The following is a 15,059-nucleotide window of genomic DNA, read 5'->3' as shown; positions in this document are numbered from 1 at the left end:
ACAGTGCGGCAGGAGGCCACTGATATATGAATTCACAACAGACATTACAATACTCCAGTATAAATCAGAAAGCCTCCCAAAAGTTACTAGAACTTTTGGGAGGCTATACAGATCAATATTCATTTATAGGGTTTAAATCCCTTGTTTAGCAAAGCGGTTGAGGACAGCTTGCATCAAGCCGCCCATTCACTCAGCTATTTAATAGGACAATAATAAGACCTACAAAACCTAATTATACTATGGTTTCCATCGCAAAGTTAATTTATAAAATACAATAACTTTTAATACTTTATGAACTGTATCCAGTCACCCTAACATCACCTAGATGATTTTTTCATGTCTTTGGAACAGACTTTATTCTAAATGAAAGACCTATCACTATAAGATCTACAAAGTATTCGTCGTAAATAACACCAAAACTTGGTTGATAAAGTGGCAGCAAATACAGAATTAAAATGAAGACGGTAATTTAACATAAAAGGCAAAGGGATAAACTCATGTATTCTGTTCTAAGAAACGTTGGAGGTCGTTTTCTGTCTTCTCTGGATTGTTGATTATTGATTGGACAGCTTCTATTACGGCAATCTTATCATTGGGCATTCTGGCTTCCTCCTATTCTTGTATTTCCATCTAATCTATTGTATTAATATTTTATTAAACTCCCCCTATTAAACCTGGAATCAATCTAACACTGCTTTGAGATGAGTACTGTTTGAGTTGTAGGGCGATTTTGATTTTGCTTTTTAACCAAGTCTAGATGAGAAGCGTATTAAAGAAGTTCTAACCGGGCGATACATACATCATGGTGAGAATATTATCCTCCTAGGCCCAACTGGTGTAGGGAAAACGCATTTAGCCACTTCCATGACAGTAGAAGTCCTTACACAAGGCCATCCAGCCCTTTATATCACGGCAAATGACTTTATAGCTGAATGCCAAAACAAGGATTAATCCAGTGGATTATAAAGACAAACAAAAGCGCAAGTGAGGCTCACCCATTACCTCAATTGCGCTTTTGTTTTTCTCATCTTTTTTATAATCTGGTTAAGCACTTCCGAGAACACGAGCCCAAAAGCAATAGCACCAGATATCATAAAAGCTTTCGCTGCAATGGAGATAGCGACGCTGTAGTCATTTTGCACAAAGCTTCGCATGGCGTCATACGCGAGACTTCCTGGTACGAGTGGGATAATCCCTGGTACGCTAAATATAATCATAGGCGTTTTGTATATCCTTGCCAGCATCTGGCTGACAATGGCAATAACAAAGGAGGCGATGAGTGTAGCTGGGACACTGTCGACTTCTGCCCATACTAAGGATATGTAAATGACCCAACCAATCATGCCGACGAGACCACATTTGATGATCGTATTTCTTGGCGCCTGATAGATGATTCCAAAGGCAGCTGATGCAAAAAAGCTTGCTATGGCATATTCAATCAACATAGTCATTCCTCACGATCTCTAAAATAGTGCAAACATAACAGCAATACCTGCCCCAATTGCAAAAGCCGTTAAAAAGGCCTCCGCCCCCTTGGCGAGTCCTGAGATAAGATGACCTGCCATCAAATCCCTTACAGCGTTGGTGATGAGCAGGCCAGGGACCAACGGCATGATAGAACCAACAACTACCTTATCAACTTCCTTCCCAATACCTAATGAAAAAAGGGAAAAGGCTGTAAAACCAATCAACAACGAAGCAACGAATTCAGCAACAAATTTAATTTCAAATAATCGAATAAAGTTCATTAATGCAATAAATCCCAGCCCTCCTGCTATGCAGGCTGGCAGGAAATCGTACCAACTCCCCTGAAACATGAGACTAAAGAAACCACTCGCTAACGTGGCAGCGATGATCTGCATGAGTATAGTATAATCTGTAGGACTGGTTTCAATTTTTCTAAGCTCTTTATACGCTACGTGAGTAGACATGTCTCCACTGGTAATGTTTCTAGAGACGTTATTCGCGAGCTTTACTTTTTCTAGATTTGTCTCTCGTGCTGAAACTCTTACTAGTTTTGCAGGGGCCCCAGGGCTAATCGTAAACACAATCCCAGTAGGTGTTACATAACTTTGTGCTTCATCCCGTCCAAAAGATTGGGCAATCCGCGTCATCGTATCTTCCACACGATAGGTTTCCGCTCCATTTTGTTGCATTATCTTCCCCATTAATAAACATAACTCAATTAAGTCCTCTGTACGCTCCACTCGGTCACCTCAATTCGTTTTACAGTATGTTTAGTGTAGCTATTCATATACTAAAAGCCTAATACCCTTTTTAAAATTTCCACAATCTCGAAACTTCTCCACTTTCTTTTGCACGACTGACCGGATCTTAGCTTCATATTTGTTCTTAAAGGATTCCCAATGTTGATGTTCATCAAAGAAAATTCTTCGTAAATTATTCGTCTCCATACAAGTACAATATCACATCCTCAAGGGCTGTAGTATTGTCAAAAGTTATACATTCTTTACTTTGAACAAAAACTATTGAACTACCCCCACTTACTCGCTGACGCTCCTTGAAGTTGGAGGATTCCTAAGAGCACGATCCTAACGGTTCGTTCAAATGATTAGGCTAGCCCCGTCGCACCGACGGTTGAAAGGAGTCGTTGAACTTCCTTTAGTATATTGAAACTCGCATTTAGATCGCGGTCGTGGTTCGAGCCGCAATTCGGGCAGTTCCACGTTCGAACAGCGAGATTCTTCACCTCACCGTTTTGGTATCCACAATAGGAACACAGTTGCGAACTCGCAAAAATTTTCGATACCGGTATCAATTGTTTTCCGTACCATTCTGCTTTGTATTCGAGCATAGACGTGAACATCGACCAGCTCACATCACTAATCGATTTGGATAGTTTTCGGTTTTTGAGCATATTGGAAATTTGGAGATTTTCTACCCCGATCACATCGTGGTTTTTGATGATTTCGGTAGAAATCTTATGCAGATAATCTTTGCGGGAGTTCGCTATCTTCTCGTGAAGTCTAGCTACTTTAATACGTTGCTTATGCCAATTCGAAGATCCCTTTTCCCTTCGGGAAAGGATACGTTGAGCTTTTGCTAGTTTCTTTTCGGTCTTACGTAGGTATCGTGGGTTTTCATAGGTGGTGCCATTCGAGAGAACAGCAAAGCCTTTCAATCCGAGATCAATGCCAACATAAGCGTTGGATTTAGGAAGTTCCTGAATATCTGTTTTAACAAGAATGGATACAGAATATTTTCCGGTCGGATTGCGGCGAACCGTCGCACTCAAGATGCGACCTTTCACTTCACGGCTCTTGGCAAGTCTCACAAGCCCCAGCTTAGGCAGCTTGATTTTGCGATCCTGGATGGCAATATTTCCGTTTGTGCATTTTGTGGTGTAAGACTGGACTCTGTTCTTCTTTGATTTGAACCATGGAGCTTGGTTTTGCTTTTTGAAAAAACGTTTATAAGCGTCATAAAGATGTTTGACCGAAGTTTGGAGGGCCGTGCTATCCACTTCCTTTAACCAAAGGAATTCTCTTTTAAGCTTGGGTAGTTGTTTGGAACAAGTAGAGTAACTCAAACCTTTTCCGGTTTCCTTGTAGGCACTGCTCCATTCGGAGAGGAAATGATTGAAGACAAAACGAGCGCAACCGATTGTCTTGGCGATGAGCGATTCTTGGGTTTTATTTGGATAGATACGAAAGTTATACGCTTTATGCCTCAACCTTTCCACCTCCTAATTAGGAACATACGTTCTTACTTTAGGATATCACGGAGGGGAGAATATTCAAAGGCATTCGCCTTACGGCGACGGCATTCATCTCCCCCTTACCACCGGTCTTCGACACGGCGCTTGAAGAGGGAGTCTTCTGCCGATGAATGATAAAAGAACTGTCAGGAAACCTAGGTGTGCATTAGTTCTTTTCCACACCCGGGTTTCTTGAATGTGTAAACCATTCGGCTATGGGGACTTTAGATATTATTAATATCTGCTATTTTTTCTGTTGGCGTTCGGAACAGTGGCAGGTGCCATCGTTCACTCGGTTTACGATGGCCAGATGCCCGAAATAAAGTAGAGGGAATTAAAAACAAATCCTTTTGGAAAAAGTTATTTGGATTGTAACGAAGTTAAATACAGCTCCTATGAAAAGGATTTGTTACTTAGATAGTTTTATAAATCCTCACGAAATATCAGCTCTCCTATGGGGCCATTATGCCTCTGAAATCTATACCAAGCAATTGAGAAACTACATTTTCCTTAATGACACCTTCTTCAACCAAATAATTTAAAAATGCCCTGATTCGTTGTAATTTTGTATTTATCGCTCCAGCATTATTACCATAGTTTTGCCACTCTCTTAGCAATGTTTTTACAAGGCTAGAATTTACGGTCTTCTAAAAAACCTGAAATGCAAATTTTAAAAGCAAAAAAGGACTACCTCCTTTATTTAGGAAGTAATCCTTTAATTACTAACTATTTATACATTGGACAGCTTCATATTAGCTGGATAGGGGAAGTGCAGGATTTTCTCCTACATCATGCCGCCCATAGGTTCCTTAAGATAAATAATGAATAATAGTGCTAAAATCAATGCTGGTTATAGGCAAAGTTAGGCTAATCTACCATATCGAATAAATAATGTTATGACCAAATGTGAGTAAAAGTATGCCAAAAAGTATGTCAATTTTTAGATACTCCACATGGATAGGTTGAAAAGATATAAAAATGAGCCATAAGATAAATAAATCACGAAGATGGTACCGATATGATATTGTATTTTTATCTTCCACAAATTCCTTTAAAATGGAAACTCTTAAGTGGTTAACCGAATCGTTTTAGGTTTAATTAAGATCAATTTTTGGTCGTTGTGGAACGTTCGTCAAAAATTTAAGCAGTTAGAATTTATGGATTGCCTCAGTTGACTCGTCTGCGGTTACCTTTTTAATCACATTTACTATTCTTTGATTAAGCATAATAATTAAGCTAAAACCCTGCAACATTTAGGTTTTAGTATTCTCACTTTTAGTGACTATTTTCCATTGTGTGACCATTTGTGTGACCACGTGATCAATTTTCTAATAAAAAGGCTCTGTTAAAGTTTAGTGCTGATATTACCTACAAAAGAGGACTTCCAATTTTATGGAAGTCCTCTTTATAACGCTATAGCTGATATCAGATTGTCCAATTCACATCACCTCATCATAATACCTATTTCAATATCCTATTCCAAAAACCTTTTGTATAAACTAATCCATTCAAAATAGGCGTCCAAATTTGAGACCCTCATGTTACACAGTACCTCGTTAAAATTACTTTGCAACAAAAGAACATAAAAGAGGACGCAACAGATGCGCCCCCTTTTATGTTCTTTTAAATTTAAAAAAAATTTCAGGCCACTTAAAGGAACGTTTAGGAGTGATGCTATTCCCGAGTCCTCTTCTGACAATCATCGTCGTACCGCCTTTTTCATATTTTTCGGCTGTGTATCTAGTAAAGATTCCTTGTTGGCGCCACTACTCCTTCTACGAAGGGTATGCGAGAGTGACCACGATGGTCACATACCCTATGAAAACGATATTGAAATGACGGTTGCTGATCACAATCTATAATAGAAAACATTTCTAACATTTTCATGAATATACTTTAGTTTCTTAGTTATTTATATTCTCTTCTTCTCTGCAAGCCTTCTATAGTGTTCCCCTAATGCAGTGAGCTTGCAGGATTTACTTTCCATTGCTGCATTCCACATGTGCTTTGCGTTCACAGGTACTAATAAATTTAATCTGTTATATTGTTGAAGAATTGCAAATACTTCTGTGTTTTCTGTTATTGGAGAGGGCATGCCCTCATCCCGTCCCTTTTCTTCCGGTTCATAAGTTGGATCTAAAGAATATTCAAATCCTGGAACAGGGAAAAACTCAGCGATTCTTCTCAAATCATTTGTTGATATTCTTGGTGACACTTTTCTTAAAGAGACAAACTGTTTTACATTAGTTTTAAAAACCGGCCTTTGTTCCCAAGCTCCTAGTGACTGGTCAATATGTGCGTAGATACTGCCTGGGGTAACGTCGCCAGTAAGATTAGCTGCACTTCCATACAATGCATCAACTAAAAGCGATGTAAAAACGCCTCTTCCATTTTCTTCTGATGCATATTGATCTTTGGATGATGCAGTTAAGACTGTTATTCCTTCTGCTAAATTAGCTATATCTTTATCGGGGGAATCTCCCATTTTTCCAGAATGACAACTGTCTAATATAATTATCTTGTTCTTTGCTGGTGAATTATTGGCATAAGTTAATATATCAGACAAAGAAATACCATTATCACCACGATCAGAGTCACTAGCTATAATATACCCTCCAGAGGATTCAATATATCCATGACCAGCAAAGTAAAACAAAGCAACATCCATATCTTTTTTAAATAGATCTTCAATACTATCTTTAAGCTCATTTTTTTGTATTAACTTATTCGGCCCTGTCCCAGTAAGTAGATTACAATCAAAATTCAAACTACCACCGTCATCTCGTTCTAATATAGCATTTACGCTATGTGCATCGTTTACACAACCAAATAATGGAGTAACATGTTTATAATAATCTATACCTACAATTAATGCTGCACGCATAAATACTCCTCCTTCTAAAGACTATCAATAAAGTTTCTTATATTATCCCAAGTCCATACTTTTGTATTTAAACCTTCAATATTTGTTCTATCATTCTTATAAGCCCAAACTCCTAATATTTTCGTTTCCTCCTCTTTGGAACAAGAAATTTCCCACTTCTGTCCACTGGAATTTAATGAATCTTCACTAACCAGTGCAATAACACCATCAGACCTTTTAATTCTTGTTCTAACACGTTTTTTCCATTCTGTGTCATAAGGTTCCTTAACTGACATATCAATATATTCAAATGGTGAATTTGTGTTTAGTGATTGTCCTTTTAAGAAATCTCTTTGTTTTTCATCTTCAATTGCAAAAGCGATAAAAATTGTTTTTTTATGAGCCATTTCAATTCTCCTTTGTTTTAAATTTACAAAATATTCAAAATTATTACATTATACCATAAACTGTAACATACTTATGCAACAACTTCACCTATTTTTTGACCAATGCTTAGCTAACGACGCCATACAAATTTATACATAAGAAAATTATCAATATTTACAATGCTTAAAATTGTTTTCCTTAATTAAAATACCTCCTTCAAAAAAGCCCCTCTACTTGCTCAGGGAAATTGCTCTTTGATTTATTTGAAGGACCTTTATAATACTAATTAACAAATAAACTTAAATTTATTTTCCGTTATCTCGAAACTGAGTCTTCAACTAACCTGCCCTATACTTGAAGACTCAGTTTCTAGATAATCGTCCTGTCACTTAATAGCAATTATTTCAAAATCAGCCCTTTACCACATGCTTCTCTTACAATAAAAGAAAGCAATAAAAGAAAGGCCACTCAAAAGTTTATAAACTCTTGAGTGGCCTGTTGATTTTTAGTAGTCGATTTTAAAAACCAGTCAAAATCCAGTCAAATTGTTCTCAAACCCTATGTTAAAAGGGTTTTGGGGCTACACATCATGCCGCCCATTCACTGTATCGACTGAATAATGTAAGATAAGATGTAAAAAACCATATATACCCGGATTTTCCACTTTACGATATTAGTATGAGATTAAATACGGTATCAGTATTAATTAAAAAAACCCAGTCAATATCCAGTCGAAATAACTCCTCTAACCGGCAAATAACGACCTCCAGATTAGAAGGAAGTTGGTACATGTAAAATCGCTATTATTCAAAATGATTTAAACACTTACAAATTAACCCTTTTTAGGATATTGACTACTATTAACAAACCCACATGAGACAAATCCCGGAGATATGACCTCAACGTAATTGCAAGACTAGTTGCAATAATAGAAACCTTGCTATTAAACCTTTAACCTATATGAGCCAAGGTACAATCCATGAGTGGCTTGTGGGATTTACTTTTTCTTGCTTCCAGGTGATGAGCTCCAAACCATACCAATTTCTTCAAGCAACTTATATCTTTCTTGTGTAAGATCATCATTTTTATAACTAACTCGTTGAGTTCTAATCCAGTTTCCTAATTTAAATCCGTTATTACATACGTATGTCGCTTTAACATCAAGGTTATTATGTTTGAAATAATAGTCTTTTGCTTGTTTATATTTTTGCATCCATTGCGTATGGTTTAAAGGAGTTTTTTTATGCGTTCCGCTACAAAACGGGCAGTTTGATCGTCTGGTCCTTCTAGCCACTGTAGCTCTCCACTCATGATTTTTTCCACAAATCCACCATACCTTTTGATTACTTCCAGAAGTCACATCAGAAGGTTTAAGATTATTTTTTTCATAATCCCATTCCTTTGATAGATCTGGGTATTCAGTTTGAAAATCATTAAAACCAGTTAACACTTTATGGTTAGAACAATATGGACAACGGTTTCCTTTAGCAACGTTAATTACTGTTTCTTCCCATTCATGTCCTTTTTCACATACCCACCATATTTTTCTATTGCTCATTGATAAAACAGAATCAGGTCTTAAATTCAAATTTCTCTTCTCATTCCACAAATATATAAGGTTAGGAAATTTTTCAGCAAAACTATTCTTCTTCTCAATCAAAACGTACTGACTAAGAATATCAATTCTATCTTTTTCAATATCAACCTTAACATCAATGTTCTTTTTAGTTTTAAATTCTACTAGCTGAAATAATTGCTTTAAAGCTTTAGGGAGATATTTATATGAATAGTCAACAATAAAGAATATTGTCTGTCCAGACACATCCTGAGTATTATATGACTCTTTTATTCTAATGAGGTCCAAACCAATATCTTGAAAAGCTTTATTTTTTTTATTTTCGCGATCTTTATGATGTTGCTTATTATGATAAGCAATTCCATCATATTCGATTCCTAAATTATATTCAGGTAGAAAAACGTCTATTTCCCAACCATTATGAATACTTCTACTTTCAACCTTAAAAAATTCAGATAAATAAAAAATAATAGCCTGTTCTGGAAAAGAACTCCTTAACTCTGCAGAGCACTGAGCACACCCCCGCCCTTGATACCTATTACTAGCACTTGCCTTCCATTCATGGCCTCTTTCGCATTTCCACCATATTTCTTTCATGGAAAAAGGCGAAACATTTGCAGGAATAAGATCTCTATTTTTTGTAGGGTGCCACTCTTTAGCAAGATCCGGAGCTTTTAATAGTAAATTATTTTCTTTCGTCGGGTATATTCCTGCACAATATGGACAACCATGGCCCTTGTTTCTTGTTGCTGCTGATGCGGACCACTCATGTCCATTTTCACATAACCACCATATTTTTTTGTTTGAGTTTCTTGTTATATTTTTAATAGTTAATTCTCTGTTTTTCGTTGGATGCCACTCTTTTTCCAACTCTGGATGAAAACTATACAAGCTTCCATTACTTTTTATAAAACTTTTATTCCTACGAAGCACTTTACACTTAGGGCAACCTGACCCATGAGTACGGGAAGAAATACGAGACTTATAACTCTTTTTACAATTTGTGCACTTCCACCAAACGTTTTTATTCGAACCAGAAGAAAAGTCAGATGGAACAATTTCTTTATTTAATTCATAATCCCATTCGTTTAAAAGTTGAGGAAACTTCTCCTGGAATGAACCTGATTTTAATAGCTTAGCCCTATTTGTTTTTTTTACTTGGTTTATTTTAGAACATTTAGGACAACCCGTTCCATTTTTATTAGTTCTTCTACAAATCATTGCTTCCCATTCATTTTTACATTTCGAGCACATCCAGGTTACTACTTTTTCAGAGCCATAACTAACTGTATCTGGTGATAATACTATGTTATTATCTTTATGCCACTCTTCTAAAATGTCCATTCGGTTACTTTCCCAACACCATTCCTTTAAACTTTTTCTCACTATAAACGTCCCCCCCCCACTTAATAAATCGCTGAGAATCTCATGAAATAAATTATTATTCCCTTGTTTTCTTCTATATCTAAATAGAAATATTGTAAAAATTAACCATACAAGCCTTAATTATACTTATATACACTTTGAGCCATTTGCTTAAGGTCGCAAATCTTCAACAATTCTGCTAGTTCCTTTTTTTGTTTGTTGTTATTTCCACTCTTTCCTAGGAGATTGGTTTTAATCTCTCCTAGTACGAGTTCTGCTTTAACCCCAATCGCGTCGTGAACCTTCAAAACTTCTTCAGTGCTTTCCATATTGTTGTTATTTTTATACATAGCAAACCATCTTAAATAGGATAGTAGACGTTTACGATCTTCGTATAAATATCTTTTATCCCCTAGAATCGCTCTCTTAACTCGTTCAAAATTCGGGTCAAATATTAAGATCATATCTTTTTCAAACTCACCTTTATAGCTTGTCCAGTTAAGTAAGCTTACAATATTATAAGCTAAAACCTTTCCCTCTTCTAAAGTGAACATTTTTTTAGATTCATCTTCTATTCCCTCATCAAAATTCAAAGCAAGAGCATTAAAAACATTAATTGTTTGTTCGTCGTCAATCCTTTCAGGATGATTGTATTGAATTCTACCAGACAATATTATATCCCTAACAGAGATAGGGTGGTCACTTGGAAGTCTAGAAAATATAAAGCGTCCTTTTGGAGAGTTTTGGGCAGTTCTATAATTGGTATAAATATTTGCTTTTAGAATTTGTAGAAGGGATCCGCTTAAAGCTTCTAATGAAAGCATCTTTTGTTCTTCTTCCTCTTTAATTAGTTCCAATTCTTTTTGTGTTTTATTAATTTGTTCTTCTTCACCTGAAAGCATTTCATAGAATTTTTCTTCATTAGCTTTTATAGCATAAAATTTTCTATCTTCTTTTCCTAAATGTTCAATAAGTGTGGTAATAGCAAAATGGAAACCTGGAAACAACCTGAATTCTTCTTTTGCTTTATTTCCCATATAAATGTCCTCCCTAGTAATTATGCATTATTTAATATTCTTCCATTTGCAACAGAAATAGTGGGAAAAATATAAATTCAAATCCTCTTCATGATAAAGTTGTTTACCCTCATTCACTGTAAAGTTATATTTAAGTGAATACTATGTGACATAGTATTGGAAAAGTGGAAATCAATGAGTCCAGAGCAGATAAGGGAATTGGAAAGTTACTTTCAATATTTAGTGAAAAAATCTAAAGAGCTCGAGGAAAAAGAAAATAATTAAAAACAGGGAACTTCACTTATAGGAAGTCCCTGTTTTTTGTTATAGATATAAACATTGTTCGGAGTAGTGTACTATTATATTTAAAATAACTACACTTGAAAACAATGATCCATCGTTAACGTTTATTTAAACACTTATATGAAATTCTTTCACCTGATTTATTGTAAAATTGAAGCTAATTTATGATTTCTTTTTTAAATTTTGTTCCTTCCTCAAGGTCTGACTTTCTTACGATTACGTTAAAAAGAACACCTTCATTCTGTTGTTTCCCATAATATTAAAATTAATGTTATATTACCACATGTTTAGGTTTTTCATTATTTAATCCTCTAGTAAGATTTTCAGCAGCTACTTCACACATTTTCAAGCGTGTTTTTACGCTTGCACTTCCTATATGTGGTAAACTTACTACGTTTTGTAACGATAGTAGGGGATGAGTTACAGGTATTGGTTCTTCCTCAAATACATCCAATCCCGCTGCCCAAATATCCTTATTTACCAACGCTTGGTATAGTGCTTGCTCATCCACAATACCCCCTCGGGCTGTATTGATCAATACAGCTGTATTTTTCATGATAGAAAGTTCGTCTTTTGAAATTAAATGGTGAGTTTCTTTTGTATATGGAGTAAGGATACAAAGGAAGTCAGATGATTTTAAAAGTTCATCCATTTCTACAAAAGTTATATGGAGATTTTCTTCAATATCCGATTTTCTGCTTCTGTTATGGTAGATAACTTTCATATCAAATCCTAGAGCTCTTTTGGCAACAGCTTCACCGATTCTCCCCATACCGATTATACCTAAAGTTGCTCCATGAATATCCTGACCAGTTAATTGCATGGGTGACCATGTATCCCATTCTCCTTTTTGCAAGTAATCAGACGACTCCACTAACCGTCGTGCTGTAGCCATTAGCAGAGCAAAAGTTAAGTCTGCTGTGGTATCCGTTAGTATTCCTGGTGTATTCGTCACGGTTATTCCTTTTCGCTTGGCAGCTTCGATGTCTATATTGTTGTAACCTACTGCCATATTACTAATTACCTTTAAGTTATTCGCTCTCTCTAACAAATTTTCGTCGATACTTTCTGTCAGCAAGCAAAACAAACCATCTATCTCTTGTATCTTATTTTCAATAACTTCTTTCGGAACGGGGATGTTCTCTTCCTGCCACATCTCTACATCACAAGTATTTTCAATTTTTTCTACTATACTACTTGGAATCTTTCTTGTAATATACACTTTCGGCTTCATACACTCGCCTCCTCATCATCTTTATTGCAGACGCCATGATAACAAAATAGACGGATTATCATTTCGGTTCTTTGAATAGTCCAGTAATCCACTTTCTCAATTGCCTCTTCTAAAGAACAAGGTCCGGGAACGATAGAAAATGCGGATAATAACCCTAGATTATTAAGATTCTCTGCTTCAATGTTCATTCGTCCACACAAAGCAATGACTGGAACATTAAATTTGCTAGTAAGCTTGACAACTCCATCTATGACTTTCCCTGATAATGTTTGATCATCAAGTTTCCCTTCCCCGGTAATCACTAGGTCAGCATCTATAATGGCTTCTTCAAAATGAATCTCTTTCATCATTAAGTTAATTCCCGATTTAAATTCGGCACCCATAAAAGCTAATAATGCAGCGCCCATTCCCCCTGCAGCTCCGCCCCCCTCCAGTTTCCGCATATCTATCTTTTTATTTTTCAACACGACTTTTGCGAAATGGTTCAAGGAAAGGTCCAGCTCTTCAACCATTTCTTTACTAGCTCCTTTTTGGGGACCGTAAATAACCGATGCTCCTCGTGGACCACAAAGAGGATTGGTTACATCACTTGCAATAACAAAAGATGAATCTTTGATACGTCTGTCTATATTGCTTTCTTCAATAGTAGCCAAACGCTTTAGATGAAATCCACCATCAGGAAGTCTATCTTTATTTATATCAAAAAATTCAGCCCCCAGTGCCCTAAGCATTCCCACACCAGCATCGTTTGTTGCACTTCCACCCAGCCCTACGATGAACTTACGAAACCCTGCATCCAATGCATGCTTAATTAATTCACCTGTTCCATAGCTTGTAGCATTCATCGGATCTCTTTCTTCTTTTTCAAGTAATGGAAGACCGGATGCCTGGGCCATTTCAATAACTACTGTCTCCCCATCCCCCATAACCCCATAAGCTGCACTCACTGCCCTACCAATAGGGTCAGTAACTGTTACATTAATTACTTTTCCATTCGAGGAATAAACGAAGTTTTCCATAGTTCCTTCTCCACCATCTGCTAGAGGTAAAGAAGTTACCTGTGCTCCGGGAATCACATTTAGAATTCCAGTTTTCACAGATTCACATACTTTCTTTGCAGAAGCAGATCCTTTAAAGGAGTCTGAGGCTATAACTACTTTCACATTTTGGCCTCCTATTCAAAAGCATTATTTAAGTAAACTTTTAAACATTAATTAGCTTTGGGATAAATAAGAAATTAATGAGGATATTACAAGCAAATTCAGAGGTTTCAAGATCTGTTGAACCTAATATCCGCCATTTAAGTAGGGAAAGTTCACTCCTATAGGATGGGTTATGGATTTCTACCGTCAAGGTTTCTATTCATTATTGCTAATCTTTTTGTCGTCTGATCCACGAGTAAGGATGAAGATTATTCGACGTGTTTGAAAAGAACAATACCAAACTCTCTTTTATTTAGTAAAACACGGGCGGGTATATTATGAACTAGTATCCTTTAAAATCATTTGGTTGAATGTATATAATTTAATCAAACAACACGCTAACTGATTTTTCACTTTGTATTCTTTCAATAGCTTCAGCTAATAGTGGCGCTACTGATAATACAGTAATATTATCGATGTCCTTATCCAACGGCAACGGAATAGTATTAGTTACTACTAATTCATTTATGGTAGAATCTTTAATTCTTTTAATAGCAGGACCAGATAAAACGGGATGAGTGCAACACGCGCATACTGATTTTGCTCCTTTTTGAATTAAAAGATTAGCCGCTTGTGTAATAGTCCCTGCTGTGTCTATCAAATCGTCAATAATAATTGCATTCTTACCTTCAACATCTCCGATAATATTCATCATTTCAACCACGTTAGGGGATGGCCTTCGTTTATCTACGAAAGCTATTGGGACGTTAAGTTTACTTGCCATTTTCCTGGCTTTCGTTACACCACCATTGTCTGGAGCAACAACTACTATATCTTCTAGTCCCTTTTCTTCAAAATAAGATGACAGAATAGGAACTCCTAATAGTTGATCGACAGGGATATCAAAAAATCCTTGAATTTGGGGTGCATGAAGGTCTATAGATAAAACCCTGTTAACGCCAGATACTTCTAACAGGTTTGCAATTAATTTAGCAGTTATAGGTTCACGTGCTCGCGCTTTACGGTCTTGCCTTGCATATCCATAGTAAGGTACGACAACATTTATAGTTTTAGCTGAGGCTCTTTTTAAAGCATCAACCATAATTAAGAGTTCCATAGTGTTCTCATTAACCGGATCGGAAGTGGACTGAATTAAGTAGACATCACTTCCTCTAACACTTTCTTCTATATTTATTTGCGTTTCCCCATCACTAAATTTGGTAACTGAACTTCTTCCAAGTTCAAACCCTAAGATATTCACAATTTCCTCAGCTAGACTTCTATTTGAATTTAATGAAAAAATTTTAACATCGTTACTACAACTACGAGTCAATTTAATTAATCCCCCAATGTGAAATTTTAATGAACTTATTCCCTCGTCCGCGGCAATACTTTTACACCGCTATATGAAATTAAAATAAAATTGAACAATCCTTTATATAGAATCAAGTGACT

The 15,059-nt window shown here is 36.2% G+C and carries 10 protein-coding genes and 2 pseudogenes; 1 reads left to right on the top strand and 11 read right to left on the bottom strand.

Going from position 1 to position 15,059, the window contains the following annotated elements; translation table 11 throughout:
- Positions 1–759 precede the first annotated feature (759 nt).
- Positions 760–951 (top strand): annotated as a pseudogene (locus ACTWPM_RS17210) (ATP-binding protein); the annotation flags it as partial.
- A gap of 47 nt (positions 952–998) precedes the next feature.
- Here ACTWPM_RS17210 and ACTWPM_RS17205 read toward each other — a convergent pair.
- The 11 genes and pseudogenes from ACTWPM_RS17205 to ACTWPM_RS17155 form a co-directional block, all read right to left on the bottom strand.
- Positions 999–1,445, bottom strand: coding sequence for a threonine/serine exporter family protein (locus ACTWPM_RS17205; protein WP_443134230.1), 447 nt, complete (start codon positions 1,443–1,445; stop codon positions 999–1,001).
- Positions 1,446–1,463: 18 nt separating this feature from the next.
- Complete coding sequence (locus tag ACTWPM_RS17200; RefSeq protein ID WP_443134245.1) at positions 1,464–2,168, bottom strand: threonine/serine exporter family protein; 705 nt, start codon at positions 2,166–2,168, stop codon at positions 1,464–1,466.
- Positions 2,169–2,249: 81 nt separating this feature from the next.
- A pseudogene (locus ACTWPM_RS17195) lies at positions 2,250–2,414 on the bottom strand (IS91 family transposase); the annotation flags it as partial.
- A 158-nt stretch (positions 2,415–2,572) separates the two neighbouring features.
- Positions 2,573–3,703: an IS200/IS605 family element RNA-guided endonuclease TnpB gene (tnpB, locus tag ACTWPM_RS17190; RefSeq protein WP_443134229.1), complete on the bottom strand. Its 1,131-nt coding sequence runs from the start codon at positions 3,701–3,703 to the stop codon at positions 2,573–2,575.
- A 1,927-nt stretch (positions 3,704–5,630) separates the two neighbouring features.
- Entirely contained in the window at positions 5,631–6,602 is a 972-nt protein-coding gene (locus ACTWPM_RS17185; protein ID WP_443134228.1) for a caspase family protein, read from the bottom strand.
- Positions 6,603–6,616: 14 nt separating this feature from the next.
- Positions 6,617–6,988: a TIR domain-containing protein gene (locus ACTWPM_RS17180; protein ID WP_443134227.1), complete on the bottom strand. Its 372-nt coding sequence runs from the start codon at positions 6,986–6,988 to the stop codon at positions 6,617–6,619.
- 977 nt (positions 6,989–7,965) lie between these two features.
- Entirely contained in the window at positions 7,966–9,930 is a 1,965-nt protein-coding gene (locus ACTWPM_RS17175; RefSeq protein WP_443134226.1) for a zinc-ribbon domain-containing protein, read from the bottom strand.
- Positions 9,931–10,046: 116 nt separating this feature from the next.
- On the bottom strand, positions 10,047–10,946 hold the full coding sequence (locus tag ACTWPM_RS17170) for a hypothetical protein (protein WP_443134225.1): 900 nt from the start codon (positions 10,944–10,946) through the stop codon (positions 10,047–10,049).
- A gap of 553 nt (positions 10,947–11,499) precedes the next feature.
- Positions 11,500–12,462: a 2-hydroxyacid dehydrogenase gene (locus ACTWPM_RS17165; RefSeq protein ID WP_443134224.1), complete on the bottom strand. Its 963-nt coding sequence runs from the start codon at positions 12,460–12,462 to the stop codon at positions 11,500–11,502.
- Positions 12,459–13,625: a glycerate kinase family protein gene (locus tag ACTWPM_RS17160; RefSeq protein WP_443134223.1), complete on the bottom strand. Its 1,167-nt coding sequence runs from the start codon at positions 13,623–13,625 to the stop codon at positions 12,459–12,461. Before ACTWPM_RS17160 ends, ACTWPM_RS17165 begins: the two co-directional genes overlap by 4 nt.
- A 361-nt stretch (positions 13,626–13,986) precedes the next feature.
- On the bottom strand, positions 13,987–14,937 hold the full coding sequence (locus ACTWPM_RS17155) for a ribose-phosphate diphosphokinase (protein WP_443134222.1): 951 nt from the start codon (positions 14,935–14,937) through the stop codon (positions 13,987–13,989).
- Between the last annotated feature and the right edge of the window lie 122 nt (positions 14,938–15,059).

It is taken from the genome of Halobacillus sp. K22, from assembly GCF_052246795.1.
Lineage (GTDB): Bacteria > Bacillota > Bacilli > Bacillales > Halobacillaceae > Halobacillus.
The sequence above is the reverse complement of the archived record's forward strand: the minus strand, read 5'-3'. Positions and strand labels throughout refer to the sequence as shown.

What these genes read in the sequence shown, in the direction of transcription:
- ACTWPM_RS17205 (WP_443134230.1), bottom strand. Translation starts at nt 1,445, where the DNA reads ATGTTGATTGAATATGCCATAGCAAGCTTTTTTGCATCAGCTGCCTTT.
- ACTWPM_RS17200 (WP_443134245.1), bottom strand. Translation starts at nt 2,168, where the DNA reads ATGGGGAAGATAATGCAACAAAATGGAGCGGAAACCTATCGTGTGGAA.
- ACTWPM_RS17185 (WP_443134228.1), bottom strand. Translation starts at nt 6,602, where the DNA reads ATGCGTGCAGCATTAATTGTAGGTATAGATTATTATAAACATGTTACT.
- ACTWPM_RS17180 (WP_443134227.1), bottom strand. Translation starts at nt 6,988, where the DNA reads ATGGCTCATAAAAAAACAATTTTTATCGCTTTTGCAATTGAAGATGAA.
- ACTWPM_RS17170 (WP_443134225.1), bottom strand. Translation starts at nt 10,946, where the DNA reads ATGGGAAATAAAGCAAAAGAAGAATTCAGGTTGTTTCCAGGTTTCCAT.
- ACTWPM_RS17165 (WP_443134224.1), bottom strand. Translation starts at nt 12,462, where the DNA reads ATGAAGCCGAAAGTGTATATTACAAGAAAGATTCCAAGTAGTATAGTA.